Annotated in this window: 23 protein-coding genes; 7 read left to right on the forward strand and 16 right to left on the reverse strand. The window is 55.5% G+C overall.

All coding sequences use genetic code 11. The features are described 5' to 3' along the window. Nucleotides 1-50: 50 nt before the first annotated feature. The 3 genes from rstB to rstA all read right to left on the reverse strand — a co-directional run bounded on the left by rstB (nt 51) and on the right by rstA (nt 2683). Complete coding sequence (rstB, locus tag ACMWKA_RS13580; protein WP_013096876.1) at nt 51-1349, reverse strand: two-component system sensor histidine kinase RstB; 1299 nt, start codon at nt 1347-1349, stop codon at nt 51-53. 109 nt (nt 1350-1458) lie between these two features. Continuing rightward, nucleotides 1459-1719, reverse strand: coding sequence for a hypothetical protein (locus ACMWKA_RS13585; RefSeq protein WP_048971255.1), 261 nt, complete (start codon nt 1717-1719; stop codon nt 1459-1461). Between the two features lie 247 nt (nt 1720-1966). Continuing rightward, nucleotides 1967-2683: a two-component system response regulator RstA gene (gene rstA, locus ACMWKA_RS13590; protein WP_013096874.1), complete on the reverse strand. Its 717-nt coding sequence runs from the start codon at nt 2681-2683 to the stop codon at nt 1967-1969. A 128-nt stretch (nt 2684-2811) separates the two neighbouring features. Between rstA and ACMWKA_RS13595 the strand changes: the two genes are divergently transcribed. Continuing rightward, nucleotides 2812-3147: a GlpM family protein gene (locus ACMWKA_RS13595; protein WP_013096873.1), complete on the forward strand. Its 336-nt coding sequence runs from the start codon at nt 2812-2814 to the stop codon at nt 3145-3147. Here ACMWKA_RS13595 and folM read toward each other — a convergent pair. The 3 genes from folM to ydgH form a co-directional block, all read right to left on the reverse strand. Next, on the reverse strand, nt 3144-3866 hold the full coding sequence (gene folM, locus ACMWKA_RS13600) for a dihydromonapterin reductase (protein WP_013096872.1): 723 nt from the start codon (nt 3864-3866) through the stop codon (nt 3144-3146). The genes ACMWKA_RS13595 and folM overlap by 4 nt on opposite strands. 39 nt (nt 3867-3905) lie before the next feature. Beyond that, complete coding sequence (locus ACMWKA_RS13605) at nt 3906-5288, reverse strand: amino acid permease (protein WP_414760326.1); 1383 nt, start codon at nt 5286-5288, stop codon at nt 3906-3908. Between the two features lie 185 nt (nt 5289-5473). Beyond that, complete coding sequence (gene ydgH / locus ACMWKA_RS13610) at nt 5474-6418, reverse strand: DUF1471 family protein YdgH (protein WP_013096870.1); 945 nt, start codon at nt 6416-6418, stop codon at nt 5474-5476. Between the two features lie 534 nt (nt 6419-6952). Between ydgH and pntA the strand changes: the two genes are divergently transcribed. The 3 genes from pntA (at nt 6953) to ACMWKA_RS13625 (ending at nt 11097) form a co-directional block, all read left to right on the forward strand. Continuing rightward, entirely contained in the window at nt 6953-8482 is a 1530-nt protein-coding gene (gene pntA / locus ACMWKA_RS13615) for a Re/Si-specific NAD(P)(+) transhydrogenase subunit alpha (protein WP_020688274.1), read from the forward strand. A gap of 10 nt (nt 8483-8492) precedes the next feature. Beyond that, the gene (gene pntB, locus ACMWKA_RS13620) at nt 8493-9881 is read left to right on the forward strand and encodes a Re/Si-specific NAD(P)(+) transhydrogenase subunit beta (RefSeq protein WP_013096868.1); all 1389 of its coding nucleotides are present in this window, start codon (nt 8493-8495) and stop codon (nt 9879-9881) included. 106 nt (nt 9882-9987) lie between these two features. Next, nucleotides 9988-11097, forward strand: a complete 1110-nt coding sequence (locus tag ACMWKA_RS13625; protein WP_013096867.1) for a mechanosensitive ion channel family protein — start codon at nt 9988-9990, stop codon at nt 11095-11097. Nucleotides 11098-11137: 40 nt separating this feature from the next. Here ACMWKA_RS13625 and uspE read toward each other — a convergent pair whose 3' ends face one another. From uspE to ACMWKA_RS13660, 7 genes are all read right to left on the reverse strand, one after another. Next, the gene (uspE, locus tag ACMWKA_RS13630) at nt 11138-12088 is read right to left on the reverse strand and encodes a universal stress protein UspE (protein ID WP_013096866.1); all 951 of its coding nucleotides are present in this window, start codon (nt 12086-12088) and stop codon (nt 11138-11140) included. A 109-nt stretch (nt 12089-12197) separates the two neighbouring features. Beyond that, the gene (locus ACMWKA_RS13635; RefSeq protein WP_013096865.1) at nt 12198-12392 is read right to left on the reverse strand and encodes a hypothetical protein; all 195 of its coding nucleotides are present in this window, start codon (nt 12390-12392) and stop codon (nt 12198-12200) included. Nucleotides 12393-12518: 126 nt separating this feature from the next. Further along, nucleotides 12519-13271 (reverse strand): fumarate/nitrate reduction transcriptional regulator Fnr, encoded by a 753-nt coding sequence (gene fnr, locus ACMWKA_RS13640; RefSeq protein WP_006174991.1) that lies wholly within the window; start codon nt 13269-13271, stop codon nt 12519-12521. 183 nt (nt 13272-13454) lie between these two features. Then, nucleotides 13455-13970, reverse strand: coding sequence for a methylated-DNA--[protein]-cysteine S-methyltransferase (gene ogt / locus ACMWKA_RS13645; protein ID WP_013096864.1), 516 nt, complete (start codon nt 13968-13970; stop codon nt 13455-13457). A 10-nt stretch (nt 13971-13980) separates the two neighbouring features. Further along, a complete protein-coding gene (gene abgT, locus ACMWKA_RS13650) occupies nt 13981-15507 on the reverse strand; it encodes a p-aminobenzoyl-glutamate transporter (protein WP_020688271.1) in 1527 nt (508 codons plus the stop codon). A 43-nt stretch (nt 15508-15550) separates the two neighbouring features. Further along, entirely contained in the window at nt 15551-16996 is a 1446-nt protein-coding gene (locus ACMWKA_RS13655) for a M20 family metallopeptidase (RefSeq protein ID WP_048971258.1), read from the reverse strand. Continuing rightward, a complete protein-coding gene (locus tag ACMWKA_RS13660; protein ID WP_414760327.1) occupies nt 16996-18306 on the reverse strand; it encodes a M20 family metallo-hydrolase in 1311 nt (436 codons plus the stop codon). Before ACMWKA_RS13660 ends, ACMWKA_RS13655 begins: the two co-directional genes overlap by 1 nt. A 175-nt stretch (nt 18307-18481) precedes the next feature. Between ACMWKA_RS13660 and ACMWKA_RS13665 the strand changes: the two genes are divergently transcribed. Next, on the forward strand, nt 18482-19393 hold the full coding sequence (locus tag ACMWKA_RS13665; protein WP_020688268.1) for a LysR family transcriptional regulator: 912 nt from the start codon (nt 18482-18484) through the stop codon (nt 19391-19393). Nucleotides 19394-19746: 353 nt separating this feature from the next. Next, nucleotides 19747-20310, forward strand: coding sequence for a DNA endonuclease SmrA (gene smrA, locus ACMWKA_RS13670; RefSeq protein WP_013096859.1), 564 nt, complete (start codon nt 19747-19749; stop codon nt 20308-20310). A 38-nt stretch (nt 20311-20348) separates the two neighbouring features. Here the strand turns inward: smrA and tcp are convergent, their stop codons facing one another. Further along, nucleotides 20349-22010 (reverse strand): methyl-accepting chemotaxis citrate transducer, encoded by a 1662-nt coding sequence (gene tcp, locus ACMWKA_RS13675; protein ID WP_013096858.1) that lies wholly within the window; start codon nt 22008-22010, stop codon nt 20349-20351. Between the two features lie 142 nt (nt 22011-22152). Between tcp and ACMWKA_RS13680 the strand changes: the two genes are divergently transcribed. Then, nucleotides 22153-23016, forward strand: coding sequence for an aldo/keto reductase family oxidoreductase (locus ACMWKA_RS13680; RefSeq protein ID WP_013096857.1), 864 nt, complete (start codon nt 22153-22155; stop codon nt 23014-23016). A gap of 37 nt (nt 23017-23053) precedes the next feature. Here the strand turns inward: ACMWKA_RS13680 and umuC are convergent, their stop codons facing one another. Continuing rightward, a complete protein-coding gene (gene umuC / locus ACMWKA_RS13685) occupies nt 23054-24316 on the reverse strand; it encodes a translesion error-prone DNA polymerase V subunit UmuC (protein ID WP_414760328.1) in 1263 nt (420 codons plus the stop codon). After that, the gene (gene umuD, locus ACMWKA_RS13690; RefSeq protein WP_029882790.1) at nt 24300-24734 is read right to left on the reverse strand and encodes a translesion error-prone DNA polymerase V autoproteolytic subunit; all 435 of its coding nucleotides are present in this window, start codon (nt 24732-24734) and stop codon (nt 24300-24302) included. The genes umuC and umuD overlap by 17 nt, the downstream gene beginning before the upstream one ends. Between the last annotated feature and the right edge of the window lie 48 nt (nt 24735-24782).

Below are 24782 nucleotides of genomic sequence, written 5' to 3' on the forward strand. Positions count from 1 at the left end.
TACTCATGGTATAGCACAGCACGCCGGGTCAGGCCAGCGTGCGGTTAAGGTCAGGCAGGAACGGGAAGGGCGATGTTATGGTACACCGGCCAGCTAAAGCAGAAGCATGCGCCGCCGAGTTCACTCTCCCCGCACTGCACCGTGCCGCCCATCGCCTGCGCGATAGAGTGGACAATCGCCAGCCCCAGACCACACCCTCCCGTCGCACGGTCGCGGCTCGGGTCGAGACGCACAAACGGCTCGAACACGGTTTCACGCGCATCCGGGGCGATGCCGGGGCCATCGTCTTCCACCGTCAGACGGGCCTGATTGTCCTGCAAGTCCAGGCCAATCCGCAGCGTGCTCTCGCTGTAGCGCATGGCGTTGTTCATCAGATTATCCAGCACGCGTTCCATCAGGCGCATGTCCAGCGCGCCGTAATCTCCCGGCGTGACGCGCGTTAACAGGGTGCGTTGCGGATTGACGCTCTGGACGTCATCAATATGAGTTTGGATCCACGTCGGCAAATCCGGGGTACTGAGGTGCAGTTCATTTTGTGGACGGTCAAGACGAGCATAGGTGAGCAGCTCCTCAATGAGCGCTTCAAGCTGGCCGATGTCGCGGTTTAACGCCTGAGACTCTGCCGCCGTAAGGTTTTCGCTCATCTCCAGCCGATAGCGCAGACGCACCAGCGGCGTGCGCAGTTCATGAGCAATCCCGTCGATCAGCTGTTTTTTGCTGGCAATCAGGGCGTTGATGTTATCGGCCATCTGGTTAAATGCCACCCCCAGACGTTCAAAGCTGGACCCGCTGTCAAAGTGAATACGCTCGGTAAGATGCCCCTCGCCAAAGCGCTGTGCGGCGGATTCCAGTTTCAGCATGTCCTGCCAGTGTGGGCGCATCCAGATAAAGACCGGGAAGGCGAGTGAAATGGCGATAAAGGCCATCAGGGCCATATCCAGCAGGCGCATCTGGTGCAGATAATAGAGATAAGGCACCGGCCCTACGGCCAGCACATAATGACTGCGCGGAATGCGCTGGATAAAGGTGTATTTCTCATCCAGTGCCACGATATCCCCGTCACGCAGGCGCTGCATGGCAGGCGGATCTAAATCGAAATCCTTCAGCGGTTCAATGCGCAGATCGAACGACAGGTTCAAATCCAGCTCTTTTAAGGTTCTCGCCCAGTCATGTGGTGGAATTTCACGCAGTTCGCTGCGCATCAGATAAAGTGAGCTTTTCATCAGGTCGTCCAGCGACTGCCTGCCCGCTCGTTCGGCAGTGAACTTATAGACCAGCCCGACCAGCATGGTCATCACCAGGAAGCAGACAAACAGCAAAAGATAAAACTGCACAAAAAGCTTTTTCATTAAATCTCACCGAAAAAACGATACATGCAGAATATACATGAAAAACCTTCCGGTGTTTTCACCACCATCATGCACGACAAACGTATTATCTGAGCCGTGCCGAGGTTTGTTACATGGCGTGAGTACTTCTTTTGATTTTGGCGATGAGTTTTTCTGTCACGCTCAGGCCTTCCGCGATCTCCGCATCAATCACGGCGCTTCCGAATTCGTTAATTAAATCCAACAATATTTCGTAAGACTGAATCAGTTCCAGAAGATCAAAGAGGGCTTTTTGGTCGGCACGCGCGGGGGAGGCTTGGTTAAGCGTTGCCTGATTAACAATCCATTCAAGATTGGTTTTGATGGCTTCTACGTCATGGTAGCTATACATATGTCATAGGCTTAAATCCTCATTTCAAGATTTTATGGGAGAGAGGTAGCGAAAGCGTCGCGATAAAAACGTTTATGTGGCGGGCCCGGTGCGAGCTTAAGAAGGAATGCAGGAAAAGTAATTATGGATTAGTTCGCTGGCTTAGCAAGTTAATTGTTGCGCCAACGGGCAAATTAACGCGCGAAAGAAAGGGCATTGTCATGTAATGCCTTCATTTCGCGCAGGCTATGCTATTTTGCTAACGCGATCAGGTTTCCCAGGCGTGCGGGGCGAACAGATAACCCTTGTTACGCACGGTTTTGATGCGGTACGGCTCGGTGGCGTTGTCCTGCAGTTTCTTACGCAGTCGCGAAATAGCCACGTCAACACTGCGATCCATTCCATCGTAACTTACGCCGCGCAGGTTTTTCAGCAACGCGTCACGGTCCATAATTTGCCCCGCATGGGTGGCCAGCTCCCAGAGCAGGTCAAAATCGGCGGTAGAGAGCGCGATAAGCTCACCGGAGAGCAGGACCTGGCGGTTAACCGGATCGATGGATAACGTGCCAAACCGCATCGCTTTATGCGGCATCAGGGACTGCGCCGGCACCTCGCGTTCACTGCTGGCATGCTGGCGCAAATGCAGGCGCAGACGGGCGAGCAGAACGGCAGGCGGCGTGGTTTTAAGAATGTAGTCATTGGCCCCCATCTCCAGCGACAGAATATGGTTCATGTCGCTGTCCAGTGAGGTCAGCAGCACGATAGGGCCATCCCACTGAGCCCGCAGGTCGCGGCACAGCGTCATCCCGTCTTTGCCGGGCAACATGATATCCAGCAGCACCAGATCCGGGTTTTCACGCACCACGACCTCTTCGGCGCGATCGCCACGTGGCTCAACAATAACGTCCATATCATGTTTACCCAGATAAGCGGCGATCAATTGCCCCACTTCGGGCTCATCTTCTACATAAACAATCTTATTCATACAACGTCTGTTATCGCGAAAAATGCCAACATACACCGCGTAACCTTAACCTTCCATTAATCTTTCAAAATTAACGTCAGTTCCGTTATTCTGGCTCATATTGTTACTTGATTGTTATAGGAAAAAGCATGGGGCTGGCGATAAAAGCCGCGCTGGGCGCGCTGGTGGTGTTATTGATTGGCGTACTGGCAAAAACAAAAAATTACTACATTGCCGGGCTGATTCCGCTCTTCCCGACGTTTGCGCTCATTGCACACTACATTGTCGCCTCGGAACGCGGCACTGAGGCGCTGCGCACCACCATTGTGTTTGGCATGTGGTCAATCATCCCTTACTTTCTCTACCTGTTGTCCTTGTGGTATTTCACGGGCTTTCTGCGGCTTCCCCTGGCGCTGGGCGGGGCGGTGGTCTGCTGGGGGCTCAGCGCCTGGGTGCTGATTTTCTTCTGGAGCCGCTATCACTAGCGCAGCGGTCGCCCGCCGTCCACGGCAAAGGTTCTGCCGGTGACGTAACAGCTGGTGAGCAGATAATCGATAAGATCGATGACCTCTTTCTCGCCAGGGGCGATTTTCATCAGGGATTTATTCAGCGCCTGCTGACGATACTCGGCATCATCGCCCTCGTTGAATAAAATCATCGCCGGGGCGATGGCGTTCACCTTGACCTCTGGTGCCAGCTTGCGGGCAAATGAACGCGTCATGTTATCCAGTGCGGCTTTACTCGCCGCATAAGCGATGTGTTTGTCGCTCCCGCGCTCCACCACATAATCGGTGAAATGAATAATGTCACCCGCGGCATGGCCGTGGCCGCGCAGCAGATCCTGTAGGGCATGGTTAAGCAAATAGGGGGCATTGACGTGGATCTGCAGCATACAGGCGAGCGTTTCGCTGAGCGACGTACCGGGTTTTTCTGCAAGCCATGCGCTGGCGTTATGGATAATCGCCCGCAGACCGTGGGTCGTTGATTTGACCTTATCCGCAAAGGCAAGAATGCCGTCGTCGGTGGAGAAATCAGCCTGAATACAGGTTGCACCTGCTTTTCGTAGCCCGTCTATCGAGGGGTATTCCGTGCGGTAACTGACAATGACCGGGTGGCGAAGGTTGAGAAAGTGATGGGCGAGGGCGAGGCCGATACGACGGCCTCCACCGGTGATCAGTATTGGGCGATGCTGCGCAGTTCCCATCGTATTCTCCTTTTCAGTTCAACAATGGGAAACGCAGGGTTATCCCATTAACATCCAGGTTGCCGGTACGGCAGCAACCAGTAACAGCCCGATGAGGGCCATTTCGCGGCGTTTAAGCGCGTTCTCCAGCTGATGAGTACGGCGGGCATAGATAAACACCAGCAGGCCCGGCGCATACAACACCACCGACAGCAGCAGGTGCATAGGCCCGGAAGCATACAACAACCACAAACCGTAAATACAGGCGCCGATCCCTACCGCATAGTGCGCCGGGCGGGTGGCGATTTTTAACAGATACGCACCCACTAAGAAATAGGGTACCAGAATCATCTCCGAGGCGATGGTCAGCAGGGTGTTATAGTCCGAACCTGTGAGCCAGATCAGCACCAGGCAGACCTGAACGCTGATATTCGTCAGCCAGAGTGACGCTGACGGCGCACTGTTTTTATTCTGACGGGCAAACAGACGCGGAAACGCTTTGTGCGTGGCAGCCAGGAAAGGCACTTCTGCCGCCATGATGGTCCAGCTCAGGTAAGCCCCACAGACGGAGATAATCAGTCCCGCGGCAATGACCACATCACCCCATCTACCGAGCATTTTCACCATCAGACCGGCCATGGATGGGTTACGCATTTCGGCCAGTTCAGGACGAGCCACCACACCCAGCGACAGCAGCGTCACCAGCAGATAGACACCGAGGGCCGCCAGCACCGCCAGCAGCGTGGCGCGTCCGACGTCGCGCTTGTTGCGCGCGCGGGCAGAGACCACCACCGCACCTTCAACGCCAATGAAAACCCACAGGGTGATCAGCATGGTGTTTTTCACCTGCTCCCAGACGGGGACGCCCAGCGCAAGGCCAGTGAAATCGAGTTTAAATACATCCAGACGGAATGCCATAAACGCCAGCACAATAAACAGCCCGAGCGGAACCAGTTTGGCCAGCGTCGCCACCAGGTTAATGCTTGCCGCTGTCTGGACGCCGCGCAAAATGAGCCAGTGTACGACCCACAGCAGCACCGACGCCCCGACAATCGACTGCCCGGTGTTGCCGTCACCAAAGAGACGCAGCTCGGGCGTATCGGTAAAGAAACTGAGCGCCGAGAAGACAATAACCAGATAGGAGACGTTAGCGATCACCGCACACAGCCAGTAACCCCACGCGGAACAGAAGCCAATCAGTTCCCCAAAACCGGCCCGCGCGTAGGTGAAAATACCGCCATCGAGATCGGGACGAATACGGGTCAGCAGCAGCATGGCGAAGGCCAGCAGCAAAATGCCAACGCCGGTAATCCCCCAGCCAATCAGCAGTGCGGCAGGGCTTGCGACGGCCGCCATATTCTGCGGTAAACTGAATACCCCCGCACCCAGCATTGAGCTTAAAACGAGTGCAGTTAAAGCACTCAGGCCAAGTTTCTTTTCCATTGGCTTCCTGTTATGAAAGGTCCAAATCCAGAATAATTATTTCGCACAGGCGCATAAAAATGGTGGATCACACTAAGGCGCGGGATTTTACGGAGTGTCACGAACGCATGCAATGATGTGTAGCAGAAATTCAAAAAAAGTAACAAAAAAAGGCGGCACTGAGCCGCCTTTAATGAAGGGTTTTGTTACTTGTACAGATCGGCGCTGATGGTCATGTTGTTACCACGTTCCTGCCACTGGCGGGTGATGTGGTAGTACTTCGCCCCTTTCTTCGCCGCACGCTTCGCGACCTGATAAGAGACTTCCGTACCGTTGCCATAGTTGCCGGTAAACTTGATGCTGTCGAACGGCACCATCTGCGCAGCCGTGGCGTTGTTCAGCTCTTCAACTTTGGTGCCGTCTGGCAGGGTAACGGAGTAACGGCCACCTTTCGTGGATTGCGTCTCAAAGAAACGGCCCACTTCAGCGCTTGGCGCTGCGGAGGTTGCTACGCCTGGAATTTCGACTTTCTTCGCTTCTTCGCCGCCTTTCGCTAACGCCGCGCGACCGGCTTCTGAATCAGCAGGGATGGCATCCGGGCTTTGCAGAACGCGTTTTTTCGCATCTTCTTTATAGATGAACGCGGTAATACGCTGGTTGCCACCCTGGTTAGCATCTACCTGACGCACGATGTAGAACGAGTAAGCCCCTTTCTGTTTCGCGGCTTTGGTGATGGCATCGTTCACTTCTGGCTGGCTGCGGTAGAAGCCCTGAACGGTAACGGTGTCATACGGTTCCAGCTCAATCGCCTGATCTTTAGGCAGTTCAACGACGCCGTTGATCACGCGGTTTTTCGGCGCGTCAGCTTTTGGCGCATTCTCTTTGTACAGCGCAATGGTCACGCGCTGGTTGCCGCTATTGCCTTGATCGGACTGGTCAAGCACGTAAAACGACGCTGCGCCGTTTTTATCAGCGGCTTTTGATGCGGCGGTAACGGCATCGCCAATAGAGTTGTAACGACCCACAATGACCGTATGGTCAAAAGGTTTTAACGCTGCCGCTTGCTCCGGCGTTAACTCTGTCGCGGCATTCGCAGACAGGGCGGTCGCGGAAAGAAGTGCGGACGCCAGGAGTGTGTTCTTAAGCTTCATAAAAATAATCCTTCGCCTTGCGCAAACCATGTACTGGTATTGTTGTTAATTTGAGACGGTCCCGATTATGGCATTTAAAACCTGTTGCTGTCTGCGCCATTTTTCACAGCCTGTGCTCACCGAAGGATCTGATTCGATAACATTTAGTGATATGTTGAAAAAACAGGCGTTTGACAAGCAAAAGTGATAAAGCATATGACTTTTACAAGTTAATTTAATGTTAATAAGTTGATCTCATATGGCGCTATATCATGTTTTTACCGCTTCGCTTGCGCGATTTATCGGTTCTGAGGATGAATTTAAGGTAAATATCTCTGTCAGCGAGGCCGATCGCTTATTTTTCACAGATAATGTAAGAAATAGTGTTTTCAGGCGGTAGATCGCAGGCGCTATTTTCAGTAGGTTATAGAAAGTTTGTTACTGTTTTATTTTCCGGGGTTACTCATTTGCCGCCGCTCTAAGGATGGCGAAATTTGATGCAACTGCGGGCATTTATCGATAAACCATCATCAAAAACCGATGGAAGGGAAAACTATGCGTATTGGGGTACCAAAAGAACGGTTTGCCAATGAAACCCGCGTAGCGGCGACACCAAAAACGGTGGAGCAACTGCTTAAACTGGGTTTTACCGTCGCCATTGAAAGCGGCGCGGGCAAACTGGCGAGTTTCGATGACGAGGCCTTTATTCAGGCTGGTGCGGACGTGGTGGACGGTGCTGAAGTCTGGCAATCACCCGTTATTCTGAAGGTGAATGCGCCGCAAGAGAGCGAGATTGAGCTGCTGAACCCGGGCACCACGCTGGTGAGCTTTATCTGGCCTGCCCAAAACCCAGAGCTGATGGAGAAGCTGGCGGCACGTGGCGTGACGGTAATGGCGATGGACTCCGTGCCGCGTATTTCGCGCGCGCAGTCTCTGGATGCCCTGAGTTCAATGGCGAACATCGCCGGTTACCGTGCAATCGTCGAAGCCGCCCACGAATTCGGCCGTTTCTTCACCGGTCAGATCACGGCGGCAGGCAAAGTGCCTCCGGCAAAAGTGATGGTGATTGGTGCCGGTGTGGCAGGCCTAGCGGCTATCGGTGCGGCAAACAGCCTGGGCGCTATCGTCCGCGCCTTTGACACCCGTCCGGAAGTGAAGGAGCAGGTGCAGAGTATGGGCGCCGAGTTCCTTGAGCTGGACTTCAAGGAAGAAGCGGGCAGCGGTGATGGTTATGCGAAGGTGATGTCCGAAGCCTTTATCAAAGCGGAAATGGAACTCTTTGCCGCGCAGGCAAAAGAGGTGGACATTATTGTCACCACCGCGCTGATCCCGGGTAAACCGGCACCGAAGCTGATCACCCGTGAGATGGTGGACACCATGAAGCCGGGCAGCGTGATTGTCGACCTGGCCGCGCAAAACGGCGGTAACTGTGAATATACCGTGCCGAACCAGGTATCCACGACCGCCAACGGCGTGAAGGTGATTGGTTATACGGATCTGCCTGGCCGTCTGCCCACGCAGTCGTCCCAGCTGTACGGTACTAACCTTGTTAACCTGCTGAAACTGCTCTGCAAAGAGAAAGATGGCAACATCACCGTTGATTTTGACGATGTGGTTGTGCGCGGCGTGACCGTGGTGCGTGAAGGCGAAATCACCTGGCCTGCGCCACCGATTCAGGTTTCCGCCCAGCCTCAGGCTGCACCGAAAGCGGCGCCAGAACCCACAGAGCCTGCTAAACCGGCATCTCCGTGGCGTAAATACGCGCTCATGGCGCTGGCGATTATTCTGTTTGGCTGGCTGGCCGATGTCGCGCCAAAAGAGTTCCTCGGCCACTTTACCGTCTTCGCGCTCTCCTGCGTGGTGGGTTACTACGTGGTCTGGAATGTCTCCCATGCACTACACACGCCATTGATGTCGGTCACTAACGCCATCTCCGGGATCATCGTGGTCGGGGCGTTACTGCAGATTGGTCACGGCGGCTGGATTAGCTTCCTGAGCTTTATCGCGGTGCTGATCGCCAGTATCAATATTTTCGGTGGTTTCACCGTGACTCAGCGCATGCTGAAAATGTTTCGTAAAGGCTAAGGGGTAGCATATGTCTGGAGGATTAGTGACAGCCGCATACATTGTTGCTGCAATCCTGTTTATTTTCAGTCTGGCGGGACTTTCCAAACACGAAACGTCTCAGCAGGGTAATAACTTTGGTATCGCCGGGATGGCGATTGCGCTGATTGCCACTATTTTCGGACCCGATACCGGCAACGTTGCCTGGATCCTGGTGGCGATGATCATCGGCGGGGCGATCGGTATTCGTCTGGCAAAACGCGTTGAAATGACCGAAATGCCGGAGCTGGTGGCGATCCTGCACAGCTTCGTCGGTCTGGCGGCGGTGCTGGTGGGCTTCAACAGCTATCTGTACCACGAACCGGGCATGGAGCCGATTCTGGTCAACATTCATCTGACCGAAGTGTTCCTGGGCATCTTCATCGGTGCAGTGACCTTCACCGGCTCGATTGTGGCGTTCGGTAAGCTGCGCGGTAAGATCTCCTCCAAACCGCTGATGCTGCCAAATCGTCATAAGCTGAATCTGGCGGCGCTGGTGGTCTCCTTTGTGCTGCTGGTGGTCTTTGTGCGTACCGAAAGCGTAGGTCTGCAGGTGCTGGCGTTACTGGTGATGACCATCATTGCGCTGGCGTTCGGCTGGCACCTGGTGGCCTCCATCGGTGGGGCAGATATGCCGGTTGTGGTGTCGATGCTGAACTCCTACTCCGGGTGGGCGGCCGCAGCGGCTGGCTTTATGCTAAGCAACGACCTGTTGATTGTCACCGGTGCGCTGGTGGGCTCTTCCGGTGCGATTCTGTCCTACATCATGTGTAAGGCGATGAACCGCTCATTCATCAGCGTTATCGCCGGTGGTTTTGGCTCTGACGGCTCCTCGACCGGTTCTGACGAAGAAGTGGGCGAGCACCGTGAGATCAGCGCAGAAGATACGGCAGAGATGCTGAAAAACTCGCACTCGGTCATCATCACCCCAGGCTATGGCATGGCGGTGGCGCAGGCGCAGTATCCGGTCGCTGAAATCACCGAGAAGCTGCGCGCGCGCGGCATCAAGGTGCGCTTTGGCATCCACCCGGTAGCGGGGCGTCTGCCAGGCCACATGAACGTGCTGCTGGCAGAAGCGAAAGTGCCTTACGACATCGTGCTGGAGATGGACGAGATCAACGATGATTTCGCCGACACCGACACCGTGCTGGTCATTGGCGCCAACGACACCGTTAACCCGGCGGCGCAGGACGATCCACGCAGCCCAATCGCCGGGATGCCGGTTCTGGAAGTGTGGAAGGCGCAGAACGTGATTGTCTTCAAACGTTCCATGAACACCGGCTACGCTGGCGTTCAGAACCCGCTGTTCTTCAAAGAGAACACCCACATGCTGTTTGGCGATGCCAAAGCCAGCGTGGATGCGATCCTGAAAGCACTGTAATTCGCGTTCTCCTCAAAAACCGCTCTTCGGGGCGGTTTTCTTATTTCTGCGGTCAGCGTTTCTCCTCTGTCTATACTTTACCCTTTGTGTACTACGAGGAGGTGAAATGCAATTTTTGTCCCGCTTCGACATCCTGGAGCTGATGATGACGCCGACATTCTGGGTAAGCGTCGCCACGGTTATCGTCGTGACGCTGCTGGTCTACTGGCTTCTGACGCGCCTGATCGCATTCGTTAAGAGAGGGATCACAACCTGGGGAGATAAGCACCCAACCACAAACAGGATGCGTTTTATCCTGACCGATATGCTTAACCGCACCAGTCGCTTCCTGCTTTTTGTCGTGGCGCTGCTCATCAGCCTGCGTTTTGTTGACTTACCCGACCGGCTCTTTAGCACCGTAAGCCACGCCTGGTTCCTGGTCTTCGCGATACAGGTGGCGCTCTGGCTGGATCAGGGCGTGGTGTCGTGGCTGCGACACGTTATGCTGGCCCCCGGCAGTCATAAAAATCCGGTTACCCTGGTGATCACCGGTCTTATCCTTCGCGCTATCGTCTGGTCTGTGATGCTGCTGTCGATTCTCGCTAACGCGGGCGTCAACATCACCGCGCTGGTGGCAAGCCTGGGGGTAGGGGGTATTGCTATCGCCCTCGCCGTACAAACCATTCTGAGCGACGTCTTCGCTTCGCTTTCTATCGGCTTTGATAAACCGTTTGAAATTGGTGATTTCGTGGTGTTCAACGACGTGGCGGGAACGGTGGAACACATAGGCTTAAAAACGACCCGTATTCGTAGCCTGAGTGGGGAGCAGATCGTTTGCGGTAACGCCATTTTGCTTCAGCAGACGCTCCACAACTATAAACGTATGCAGACCCGTCGCATCGTCTTCACGTTTGGCGTCGCCAGCGACACGCCGCCTGAAAAGCTGCGCTATGTGGGGGATATGGTCAGGCAGATCATCACCGATGTGGGTGAGACAAAGTTCGATCGCGCCCATTTCCTCGGGTTTGACCGTGACCGCCTGACGTTTGAAGTGGTTCATATTGTCAATACGGCGGATTACAACAAATACATGGATATCCAGCAGGAGATTAATATCCGTATTCTCGAAGGGCTGAACGCCCAGGAGATTAAGCTGGCGCTGCCCAGCATGGTGTTGCACGCACCGTGGATGCAGGATCGATCAACTGAAGAGACACAGACAGCGATCGAGAGCTGATAAGAAAAGCCCGCCGGGGAGGCGGGCGAGTAGATTGACGTTAATCGTCTTCCGGGTCATCCAGCTCAACCGGCGTCTGGTACTCATCCGGCTTAATGACCAGCAGGTCGCAGCGCAGATGGTCAATCACCTGTTCCGCGGTATTGCCCAGGAACGCGGCAGAAATACCGGTCCGTCCGATGGTGCCCAGCACCACAATCCCTGCCTGCAGATGTTCGGCTAAATCCGGGATCACCTCTTCAGGCAACCCTTTCTCGACATGCGTCATGTTCTCATCAATGCTGAACTTCTGGCGCAACGCTTTCATGGCCAGCAGGTGCTGTCCGCGGATCGCGTCGTTATATACGCTCGGGTCAAATTCAGGCAGTTCGATGGCAATATTGATAGGGGTAACCGGGTAAGCGCCGACCAGATGCACTTCGGTGTGGTTAACCTGCTCGGCAAGCAGCAGCGTCTCTTTGACCAGCTTTTCATTCAGCGAATTGTGATAATCCTCTTCGCTTGCCAGGTTTACTGCCACGACGGCTTTGCCGCCTTCAGGCCACGGCTGATCTTTCACCATCCAGACCGGGCACGGGCATTTACGCAGCAAGTGCCAGTCTGTCGGCGTGAAAATCACGGATTCCAGCTTGTCGTGCTGGTGCGCCATTTTCAGCAGCAGATCGTGCCCACCGGCGACGACTTCCTGGATAATCGCTTCAAAGGGGCGGTTATGCCAGACCACTTTAATATCGATAGGCACACCCGCTTCAAGGTAGTACTTCGCCTGTTCGCGGATCCACGCGGTACGTTGGCTGATCACTCCCTGACGCATAGCGGTACGCTCGTCAGGCGACAGAAGGGTGGTCATCTCATACGAGAAGTCATAGATCGGCAAAAACGCTTTGATTTTGCCACCAATCCGTTGATGTAAATACACAGCACGTCGTAATGCCGGCTGATCGTCCTGATTAGGATCGATAGCTACCAGCATGTTTTGATACTTTGCCATACAGGTCTCCTTACTACTGTCACCACAGTCTGTAATTAAAAGAGTAACCTATATATCCTGAATGAAACAGAGGTAAGGTTTTGCCAGATCAATAATTCATGAAAATATCTCAGAAGAATAGCACCGTCGTTGTCACCGCGATAAACGCGATCAACAGCAGCACCATCACCACGATGGCAAACGTGGTGGAGTCCTGAACGTAGGTTTTTTCCTCTCCCTTCATTGGGCCGACAAGCATGATCCAGATGAAGAGGAAGGTCACGGAGGCAATAACAACTGAAACGAAAAATAAACTTTCTCTCAATTTAACCTCAACGAGAACCTTTCAGGAGCGGGGGATGTCTGTCGCAGGGGCGGGAAGTGGTGTGCTTACCTGCCAGACCAATAAATCATAAAAATTTATCGGCCTGGCATCAATCATTCGTGGGGTTTATGCCACGTTGCGGGCGTGGCCGGCAAGAACAGCCAGCGCTTCACCGTTTTCGATGGTGATGTATTTACCTTTAACGGCCAGCATACCGCTTTTCTGGAAACGGCCCAGCAGACGGCTGATGGTTTCCACGGTCAGGCCCAGGTAGTTACCAATATCGCCACGGGTCATGGTGAGACGGAACTCACGTGGAGAGAAACCACGTTCGGCGAAACGGCGGGAGAGGTTATAGATAAATGCAGCCAGGCGCTCTTCCGCATTCTTTTTGGACAGCAGCAGGATCATGTCCTGATCGCCTTTGATCTCACCGCTCATCAGACGCATCATCTGCTGACGCAGGTTTGGCATTTTGCCTGACAGATCGTCCAGCGTTTCAAACGGGATTTCGCAGACCATTGAGGTTTCCAGCGCCTGCGCAAAGCTCGGGTGATGGCCAGTACCGATGGCGTCAAAGCCGACCAGATCACCTGCCAGATGGAAGCCGGTGATCTGCTCATCACCCTGTTCGGTGATGGTATAGCTTTTGATGGTGCCAGAACGGATAGCATAGAGCGATTTCAGTTCGTCTCCCGCTTTAAACAGCGTCTGCCCTTTCTGAATAGGCTTTTTGCGCTCGATGATGTTATCAAGCTGGTCAAGCTCATGCTCATTCAGGGTAAACGGGATACAGAGCTGGCTGATGCTGCAATCCTGGCAATGGATAGCACAACCGCCAGACTGAATGCGTCGTATAATTCGCTTTTCTGGGATCATAGGTTTGCTCAAGCCTTAATTGATATTGGTCAATTTTAACATCTTTTTGGTAAGTACGTAAGCCTGGCAAACCATCAATAAGGACAAGAGACGGCAACGTGTTGCCATCTTCTTGAAATTCCACAGCTTGATTATGGATTTTTAGCCTAACCGGTAGAAAATTAAGCACAAAAAGCCTGGGAACTACAGCAAAAGATACCCTTCGTGACGCAGTAACCACTCCTTGCGCTGCACACCGCCGGCATAGCCGGTCATGGTGCCGTTGCGGCCGATCACACGATGGCAGGGCACCACGATACTGACGGGGTTAGAACCGTTCGCGGCACCCACCGCCCGCGCCGCGCCCGCGCGGCCTAACTGTTCTGCGAGCTGGCCGTAGTGCATAACCTGACCACACGGAATATCGCGTAGCGCCTGCCAGACTTCACGCTGGAATGGCGTACCGGCCGTGGCGGTTGGCAGGTCATTGATGATGCTGAGATCGCCCTCGAAGTACGCCGCCAGCTTGTCGCTCAGCCCACCTGGATTGGTGGCACTGATGCGCTCAAAACCCTGGGCGCGGTAATGGATGTTGAGCAGCTCTTCCATGCGATCGCTGTGCTCTTCCCATTCCACGGCACGCAGATGGAACTGCTCGTCGGCGATAACCCACAGCGGCCCAAGCGGCGTTGCAATTTTATCTTCGAGTAATCTCAGCATCCTCTTTCCTTTAATTCAGCCTCGGGTAGATACCCGGTCCTATCGGCAGGCCGACAAGATACCATGCCACCAGCATCACCAGCCATACCCCTAAAAAGATAAGCGGATAGGGTAAAACCAGCGAATAGTAGGTACCCAGCTTCGCCTCCGGTTTATAGCGCTGCAGGAAGCCCAAAAACAGCGGTACGAATGGCGAAACCGGCGCCAGCGGGATCACCGAGGAGTCGGCGATACGGAACAGGATCTGCGCAAAGGCCGGATGGAAGCCCAGCATCATAAACATCGGCACGAAAATGGGGGCCAGAATCGACCAGATGGCGGATCCGCTGGCGATAAACATGCACAGCAGTGACGACAGCAGCGCCAGACCCACAAACGCCGGGACGCCGCTTAACCCGGCGGCTTCCAGCGCATCGGTCAGGCCAACGGCCATAAATTTGCCCATGTTGCTCCAGTTAAACATGGCGACGAACTGGGCCAGCGGGAAGACCATCACGATAAAGCCCGCCATCTCCTTCATCGGCTCAATCATCAGTTGCGGCAGATCGGCCTGGCGGCGGATTTTGCCGGTGGCGATGCCATACGCGAGCGACACGACAAAGAAAAACAGAATGATCAGCGGCACAATGCCCTGTATAAACGGCGAGGGCAGGACGGTATGTTTCACCGGGTCGCGCAGGATACCGTTCTCCGGCACTACCATCAGCGCCACCATCGCGATAAATACCAGCGAGACTATCCCGGCGACACGCAGGCCAAAGCGTTGCTCTTTGCTCAGCGTTTCCAGCTTTTCGTCACTACGGCCTTCCCATTTCCCTAACCGCGGCTCGATGATCTTATCGGTAATCAGCCCGCCAACAAGCGTCAGGACGATGACCGAACTGGCCATAAAGTACCAGTTGTCGATCACGCTGACGTGCATGGCCGCATCGATTGTTTTCGCCGCCTCGGTGCTAATCCCCGAAAGCAGGACATCGGTGGTGACGATCAGCAGATTGGCAGTGAAACCGCATCCCACACCGGCAATTGCCGACAACAGACCCGCCACGGGGTGACGCCCGACGGCAAGGAAGATCAGCGCCCCCATCGGCGGCATGATTACCAGCGCGGCATCAGAAGAGATGTGGCTGAAAAACGCAATAAACAGCACCATATAGCTGGCGTAGCGTGCGCTGACGTGAGAAGCCATTTTCACCATCAGCGCGGGGAGCAGGCCAACGCGCTCAGCCAGACCGGCCCCCAGCACCAGCGCCAGAATGGCGCCCAGCGGCGCAAAACCGCTGAAGTTTTTAATCACATTCGGTAAAAACCAGTGCAACCCTTCAATGCTCAGCAGGTTCTTTACGCTTACCATGCTGCCATCGGCCGGGCTGCGCACGCTCACCCCTAAGGCGGACAGCACGGCTGTCGCCACCATCAAAACCACGATCAACCAGATAAAAAGCAGGAAAGGGTGTGGCACTTTATTGCCGATCCTTTCAACCCAGCCATAGAGCTTACCGGATGGGGAATGCGAAGGTATGGATGACATACTCATGGGCGTTCCTCGGGACTGTTGTGTTGTGTTGTGTTGTGTTTTTTTATTTTAAAGGTGACGGTGTCACGCCTGCAGGGATCGGACACACGTACGGTTTTTCTTGTGTTTGTTGTTCGAACTCTTCACGACATTTTTTCAGCAGGTCTGCGTCCTGCAGCAGATGTAGCGCGGTGGCACCCATCACTTTCCCGGCCAGCAGCATGCCTTTATGGGCAATGGACGTTCGCCCCTGAGCCACCAGTTGCCAGGTGTGCAGCGGCGTGCCGACGGTAAAGCAGGGGCTGAAACACTGGGCGACGGGCATCTTCCAGCTAACATCACCCACGTCCGTGGAGCCAGCCAGCACGTTATCGGTGATAGCGTAAGGCGCGACCTCGTCCACCAGCAGGGTCTCCTGGTGGCGGCGGGCAAAGGCTTTACCTTCGTTCCCCCCGGTTGCAGCAATGTTTCTGAGGCTGTTTTGCAGATCGTTTGCCGTCAGGGTGGCGCGGATCTCCCGGGCAAAGGCGCGTTCCTCCTCCGTCCAGGCTGGCGTGCCGTAATGTTGCAGGGCGCGATACATCGCCGCTTCGAGCGTGCGGTTTGGCAGGTAGCTGGAGCAGGCTTTATCAAAGCGACACTCGACGGTAGTTTCGGTCATCAACGCCGCACCCTGAGCGATCTTCTCAATGCGCGCGTAGATTTGCTGCGCGTCGGCCATCTCCGGGGCGCGGATCAGGTACAGCACTTCGGCCTGCGCCTGCACCACGTTGGGGGAGATGCCGCCGGTATCGGTTATGGCGTAATGGACGCGTGCTTTCTCGATGATATGTTCGTTGAGGAAGTTGGTGCCGGTGGTCATCAGCGTCACCGCATCCAGCGCGCTGCGCCCCAGATGCGGCGAGTTTGCCGCATGCGCCGCCACGCCCTTAAAGCGCCAGGCGGCCTGGATATTGGCCAGCGTACTGACGTTAAACATGCCGGCAAACGCTTCCGGGTGCCAGGTGACCGCGGCGTCAACATCGTCAAACAAGCCCTCACGGACCATAAACGTTTTACCGGAACCGCCTTCTTCGCCGGGACAACCGTAAAAACGCACGGTTCCACTCCCGCCGTGCTGCTCCAGCCAGCTTTTCACCGCAACGGCACCTGCAAACGCCGCGGTGCCGAGCAGGTTATGCCCGCAGCCATGGCCGTTAGCACCGGGCGTGGTGGCGTGTGCCGTCGCGCAGTGTGCCTGCTGGCTTAATCCGGCCAGCGCGTCATATTCGCCGAGCAGGGCAATCACCGGTTTACCGCTACCGAAGCTGGCGATAAAGGCATTCGGAATGCCGCCAGCCTCACGGGTCAGGATGAAGCCTTCCGCTTCCAGCGCGCTGGCCAGCCGCTCTGCGGACCAGAACTCTTCAAAGCGGGTTTCCGGGTGATCCCAGATTTCGTCGGCAATGTCGGTGAACGTCTGACATCGCGTGTCGATTGCATCGGCAATAAAAGCGTAGTTCTCCTGCATTACACACCTCGCGTCCAGGGGAAATTCAGCGCAGTGCGCGCCAGCGTTTCGATAGCGACGGTCATGACGCGCTCATCAAAGTCGAATTTTTCATTGTGATGTCCGGCGCTCAAATCTGTGCCAAACACCATGTAGGAGGCCATGCCGCCGTTTTCTTGCACCCGGGCCATCATCAGCGTGGCGTCTTCGGAACCGGCCGGGGCTTTAACCTTATCAATGGCCTGTTCCACACCGGGCACCTGGCTTGCCTGCTGGCGCAGATAATCCACCCAGGCAGGTGTCGGAGCGCTGGCGGTGGCTGCCCCCATCAGGCGCATCTCAGCCGTCACGCCGTACAGCGCGGCGGCACCGGTAATGACGGACTGCGCGCGTTCGAACACATACTGATTGATCGCCTCGCTCTCGCCGCGGGTTTCGACCTTAAGCAGGGCATGGGCGGGTACCACGTTGCGTCCGCTGCCGGCCTGCATCACTCCCACATTCACCCGAGAAGCCCCTTCGCTGTGTGGCGCAGTGCTGTGCAGCGCGAGCGCGGCCTGGGCGGCGGCGAGCAGGGCGTTACGGCCTTCTTCCGGTTTACCGCCTGCGTGTGCGGCAACGCCGGTAAACGTTGCGTCAAACTTGGTTGTCGCCATAAAGTTATCGCTGCCGCAGATCACCGTCCCGGCAGGCACCCCGGTACCAATGTGAATGGCGGTGAAATAGTCCACCCCGTCCAGTGCCCCGGCGGCCACCATGGCGCGTGCGCCGCGAGTGCCTTCTTCGGCAGGCTGGAAGATCAGCCTGATGGTGCCGTTCAGCTGCGCTTTGTTGTGCATGAGCACGTGCGCCAGCCCAAGGCCAATCGTGGTGTGGCCGTCGTGCGCGCAGGCGTGCATCATGCCCGGATTGCAGGAGGCAAAGCCGTCGCGGAACGGGCGGTGGCTGTCGTCGAGCGCTTCGCTCAGGTCGAGAGCGTCCATGTCCACGCGAAACGCCAGCGTCGGGCCGGGACGGCCGGTGTTAAGCGTGGCAACCAGGCCGGTGAAGCCGCCTTCAAACGGCGCGAGCCATTTTTCGGGCGCGCCCTGCGCACGGGCGCGGGCAAATTCTCGCGTCAGGGTAGCGTTATCCGGCAACCCCATACGGCTTTCGGCATCCACCACGTCGCGGCCCATCGCCAGGTCATAACCCAGGCTATCCAGGATCTCCGCGACCTTCGCGGCAGTCCGAAATTCCACCCAGCCGGATTCGGCAAAATGGTGAAAATCGCGACGCCATGCGCTCAGTTGCGGGGCTAAGGTTTGGATGTACTGTGCCAGTGAGTCCATATCTGTTCCTGTCATCATTAAAATATGTGAACTGCTTCACGCTGTGATAGTTTTTACTTATCACTAACCGATTTTTCACAGTTTTAACCGTTCAGGAATTACCCTCGCACATCCCTTTCCATTAAAGTAGATGACAGTTTCTTTACTCTGATAAACAACGGTTATCGGTCGGGCTATGTCATTTCAGATTAAATTTCATCAAATTCGGGCGTTCGTTGAAGTGGCGCGTCAGGGCAGCATTCGCGGCGCCAGCAGGACGCTGAATCTTTCGCAACCGGCGTTGACCAAATCGATCAAAGAGCTGGAAGAGGGCATGGCGGCGCAGCTCTTTGTGCGCCGAAGCAAAGGCGTGGCGTTAACCGAGTGTGGCGAAGGCTTCTATCAGCGCGCCAGGCTGATTCTGGAAGAGCTGCGCGCGGCGCAGGATGACATTCGCCAGCGGCAGGGCGAGCTGGCCGGGCAGATCAATATCGGGATGGGAGCGAGTATTTCGCGAAGCCTTATGCCTGCGGTTATCACCCGCTTTCATGCGCAGCATCCGCAGGTTAAGGTGCGAATTATGGAAGGGCAGCTGGTATCGATGATCAATGAATTACGCCAGGGCGAACTGGACTTCACCATCAATACCTATTATCAGGGACCTTACGATCATGAATTTACGTTTGAAAAGCTATTAGAAAAACCGTTTGCCGTATTTTGCCGGGAGGGACATCCGGCGACGGGAGCAACCTCCATTAACGATCTGCTGCATTATAACTGGACCATGCCAACGCCCCGGGGAAGTTATTATAAGCAGTTAGAGGATGTATTTAGCCATCGCTCGCAAATACCCCGCATTGGCGTGGTCTGCGAAACATTTTCGTCGTGTATCAGCCTTGTCGCACAAAGCGATTTTTTAAGCATATTGCCGCAGGAGCTGGGTTGTGACCCCCTGTTGGCGGGGCGTCTGGTTATGCTGCCGGTTGTCGAATCACTTCCAAAAGCGACGTATTATTTAATTCAGCGTCGGGATTCACGCCAGACCCCGCTTACGGAGTCGTTAATTACGCAGTTCAGACGAGAGGCGCGGGCAATCGTCTCTGCGTGAAACATCATCCATAAAAAACAGGGCCTGTCCGACATCAGACAGACCCTTCAGTACACACAGCAGTGCATCCCTTCGCATATCCTGGATGTTATATCCATGAGGCAGGTTAATTAAGTTATAACAGCTTTCTCTCAAAATGAAAGGCGGTTGAGTGTTTGATTTTATGGATGTTTAAGCCAAATTGCGTGTTTTATTTACGCTGAAGTTTGAGTTAAGTGATGTTTAATTTTTCCCCGGCTGTCGATTGATATTCATCAGCTTGCTTTCAGCGCCACCCTGCCCGGGGGAACGGCTGTTGAGGCACACCCCCCGCGAAGGTATAGTACAGGCTCAGATGTAGCCGGAGGATTTCCATGAACCCTGACGACAAATCACTGTTTCTTGACGCCATGGAGGATGTCCAGCCCCTGAAGCGCTGCGCAGATATTCACTGGCAGCCGAGCCGCAACACGCGGGCGCGCCAGGAGATTGATACCGAGCAGCTGGATAACTTCCTCACCCTGGGCTTTCTGGAACTTCTGCCCCTGGATGAGCCGCTGGCATTTCAGCGTGAAGGGATACAACAGGGCGTAATGGATAAGCTGCGCTCGGGGAAATACTCCCGCGAAGCCAGCCTGAACCTGTTACGTCAGCCCGCCGAGCGTTGCCGCCAGATGCTGTACGCCTTTATTCGCCAGGCCGGACGCGACGGATTACGCAATCTGATTATCATTCATGGAAAAGGGCGCGAACAGAATGCTCATCCTAACGTGATACGTAGCTATCTGGCGCGCTGGTTAACAGAGTTTGAGGAAGTGCAGGCCTTCTGCGTGGCGCTGCCGCATCACGGCGGCAGCGGGGCCTGTTATGTTTCACTGCGAAAATCCAACGACGCGAAACAGGAGAACTGGGAACGGCACGCCAAGCGCAGCCGTTAACGGGATTAGCGCGGGGGAGGTGCTCGCCCGCGCTGAACTCAGAAGGTTTCCCAGTTGCTGTCGGTGGCGGTGCCTGCCGTGGCCGGGCGCAACAGCTGTGGTGTTTTCACATGCGTTGTACGGGGCGCGGTGGCCTGTTGTTTACCGTTCAGACGAAATGCCGCCACCGCCTGGCGCAGCTGTTCGGACTGATCTTCCAGCGCCGCTGCCGCCGTGGCGGACTGCTGCACCAGCGCGGCGTTTTGCTGGGTGACGCTGTCCATCTGCGAAACGGCCAGGCTCACCTGTTCAATACCGCGACTCTGCTCATCGGACGCAGATGAAATCTCGCCCATGATATCGGTCACGCGGGTGACCGCCGCCACAATTTCCTTCATCGTTGCACCGGCTTCGCTGACCTGCTCAGAGCCGGTATTCACGCGGCTGACAGAGTTCTCGATAAGGCCCTTGATCTCTTTTGCCGCCTGCGCGCTGCGGCTCGCCAGGGTACGAACTTCCCCGGCGACCACCGCAAAGCCACGACCCTGTTCCCCGGCGCGTGCGGCTTCTACCGCGGCATTCAGCGCCAGAATGTTGGTCTGGAAGGCAATGCTGTCAATCACGCCGGTGATGTGGGCAATTTGCTGCGAACTGTCGGCAATTTCCGTCATCGTGCGGACAACGTTATCCACCACATGACCGCCGCGCGCCGCGGTCTCAGACGCGTTCTTCGCCAGCAGGGTCGCCTGACGGGCGTTGTCGGAGTTCTGTTTCACCGTGGCGGTCAGCTCTTCCATGCTGGCTGCGGTCTCTTCCAGCGAGGCGGCCTGTTCTTCCGTACGGGCGGAAAGATCGTTGCTCCCGGCGGCAATTTCGCCTGCGCCGGTGTAGATGGAGTCGGTACTGCCGCGTACGGCGCTGACCGTGGTGACCAGAGATTGCTGCATCTCATGCAGACCGGCCGCCAGCTGGCCCATCTCATTGCGGCCAGAGAGGGTAATATCCTGCGTCAGGTCGCCCGCCGCAATGGTACGAATATGGTTCATAATGGTTTGCAGCGGTTTTAACAGCAGGTGCTGTAAACCCTGCCAGATCACCACCAGCACGGCGATAACGGCCAGGAATATAGCCGCCAGCGTCCATTGCATCTGGGTAAAGCTGCTCTGGTTCTCTTCGGCCGCGGCTTTCAGCAGCGTGTTGTTTTCGGCGCGCCAGCGGTTATAGACCGCTTCCATATCGTCCTGTGCCTGCTGCGCATCCAGATCGCCATAGGCCTGATAGTTGTCGGCACGCAGATACTCAATCGACAGACGCATCACTTCGTGCATCTGGTTCCAGGATTTCAGCATCTCGTCGGTTAGCGCCGCACTCTGGCCGTTAACCTGCGGCAGGGCCTGCCACTGTTTGTTATAGGCTTCTGCTTTAGCCAGAGAGTTACCCGCGGTGCCAAGCAGTTTGTTGATCGCCTCAAGGGACGCCGGATCGCGCTGATTTTTCAGATAGCGGATGGCCACGCGCGTCACGGTAACGCGCGTTTTGATGAGGGTGTTAACGCTGTCACTCAGGCTCTCCTGCTGGGCATTAAGCACCCCGGAGTTCTGGAAGTTATGGCGATCGTTGCTGACGGCAGAGTAGAACAACCCTCCCGTGACAACTTGTAGCAGGCAGAATATGGTGAGAGCAAAGATAATACCGGTAATCACGTGCAGATTTTTCAGCATAGCGGTCGTCCGTAAGAAAGTGCAGGGGTACACAAATACTATCGTCGTCTAAAATTTAAACTTTAATTTAACTCGCGCTTAACTATGGGTTCTGGTCGGGAACCTGTTGTAAATCCGGATCTTTTTTATGAGGAAGGTGAACATGAGCAGCATCGATAAAAGCGGGACATACGCGCTGGGCACACGCACGGTTAAACGGCTGGGTTACGGCGCAATGCAGCTGGCCGGGCCGGGCGTTTTTGGGCCACCGAAGGACAAAAATGCCGCGCTGGAAGTGCTCCGGGAAGCCGTGGCGGCGGGCGTGAATCATATCGATACCAGCGATTTTTATGGTCCGCATGTGACTAACCAGCTGATCCGCGAGGCGCTGCATCCGTACCGGGACGATCTTACCCTCGTCACCAAAATCGGTGCGCGCCGCGACGATAAAGGCGCCTGGCTGCCGGCCTTTTCCGCCCAGGAGCTGACCCAGGCGGTACACGACAACCTGCGCAATCTGCAGCTGGATGTGCTGGACGTGGTGAACCTGCGGATTATGTTTAGCGCACACGGACCGGCGGAAGGCTCGATCGCTGAACCGCTGTCCACCCTGGCAGAGCTACAGCAGCAAGGGCTGGTGCGACATATTGGTCTGAGCAATGTCACCGCCACGCAGGTTGCCGAGGCGCAGAAGATGGTGCCCGTGGTGTGTGTGCAAAACATGTACAACATCGTGAACCGTAGTGACGATGCGCTGGTGGATTCGCTTGCGCAGCAGGGGATTGCTTATGTGCCGTTCTTCCCGCTGGGCGGTTTTACGCCGCTGCAATCTTCCGGGCTGCAGGCGGTGGCGGACGACCTGGGGGCGACACCGATGCAGGTTGCGCTGGCCTGGCTGCTGCAACGTTCTCCGAACATTCTGCTGATCCCGGGAACCTCTTCCGTGGCGCATCTGCGGCAAAACCTCGCGGCAGGGGAGCTGGTGTTACCGCCTGACGCGCTGGCTACGCTGAATGCGCTGGTGTAATCACGTATAAACAGAGCCCGGAGGGATCCGGGCTTTGTTATTTAACGATCGGCAAATCGGAATAGCGCGTGGTGTAGCAGGGCGACAGCATATCCCGCTTCATCGCCCAGGATTTCACCGCCCCCTGGCCCGCAAACCACACAGACCCCCGGCCTGAACGGTTAAGGCGGTCGATAACCTGCATCAGGGCTGTACTGTCTGGCCGCGGTGGGTGTTCATCGAACAGGCTAAGTTGCGCCACGCCCTGACTGAAAAAGTCACTGAGCATGACGCCCGCTTTCATATAGCGATGCCCGTCTTTCCAGATTCGGTTTAATGACTCGATAGCTACCCTGATAATATCCCGCGTATCGTTGGTGGGGATCGTCAGCTTGCCGGAGGCCTGGTTACCATAAAAAACCTCGTCCTCCGCATGCGGGCTGGTGCGAATAAAGACGCTGATATAGCAGCAAAACTGTTTCTCTTCGCGCAGCTTCTCGGCGGCGCGTTCGGCATAGGCGCAGATCGCCTGGTGCATATCGTCATACCGGGTGATACGGCTGCCGAAGGAGCGGCTGCAGATGATTTGTTGCTTTGTTGGCGAAAACTCTTCCAGCGCCAGACACGGTTCACCGCGTAACTCGCGGGCGGTTCTTTCCAGCACGACATTAAAGTGTTTACGGATCACCCAGCTTGAACATTCCGCCAGATGCAGGGCAGTCTCGATCCCCATCAGATTCAGTTTTTTGCTGATCCTGCGCCCGACGCCCCACACTTCGCTGACCGGTACCAGTGACAGCAGTTTACGCTGACGATCGATATTCGATAAATCCACCACACCGTTGGTTTTCTTCCAGGTTTTGGCGGCATGGTTAGCCAGCTTGGCTAAGGTTTTGGTGGGCGCGATACCGACCCCGACCAGCAGGCCGGTCTCTTTGTACAGGCGCTGGCGGATAGCCTGACCGAACGCCTCCAGAGGCATACACTGGCTGACGCCCGTCAGATCCAGAAAGGCTTCATCAATCGAGTAGATCTCTACTCTCGGAGCCATCTCTTCGAGAATGGTCATCACCCGGCGGCTCATATCCGCATACAGCGCATAATTGGAGCTAAAGACGTGTACCTTCTGGCGTCTCAGCTCATCCTTCAGCTTGAAGTAGGGACCGGCCATGCCGATCCCCAATGCTTTTGCTTCTGCTGAACGTGAAATGATACAGCCGTCGTTATTTGAAACGACCACCACGGGTTTCCCCTTAAGGTCGGGCCGAAACGCCGTCTCGCAGGAGGTGTAAAAACTGTTTACGTCAACGAGCGCGAACATGGCGGTTAGCTTTCAGGGTAAACGTCACAACGCCGAAGATCTCCAGCTCGTCTTCTGCGGCAAAAACGACCGGCGCGTAGTCAGGATTATGGGGGATGAGCTGAAGACGCGGATGCGTTTGCAACTCCTTCACGGTAAATTCGCCCGCGACCGCCGCAATCACAATATCGCCATGAACGGCGTTTAACGAACGGTCAACCACCAGCAGGTCACCATGGCTGATGCCTGCGCCGATCATCGAATCACCGCTCACCCTGACAAAATAGGTCGCGCTGGGATGTTTGATCACCAGCTTGTTCAGATCAAGGCTATCCTCGACATAATCCTGAGCAGGGCTGGGGAAGCCACAGGGCACCCGCTCCATAAACAACGGAAGCAATAGCGTGGCATCAGGCCCCAAAGGAGAGATCAACTGCATAATGGTTAACTCATATTACTGTGTTTATATACAGTATTCATGATTAAC

This window comes from Enterobacter sp. 03-F-07-AD-ECC, from assembly GCF_047530935.1.
Taxonomy (GTDB): domain Bacteria; phylum Pseudomonadota; class Gammaproteobacteria; order Enterobacterales; family Enterobacteriaceae; genus Enterobacter; species Enterobacter cloacae.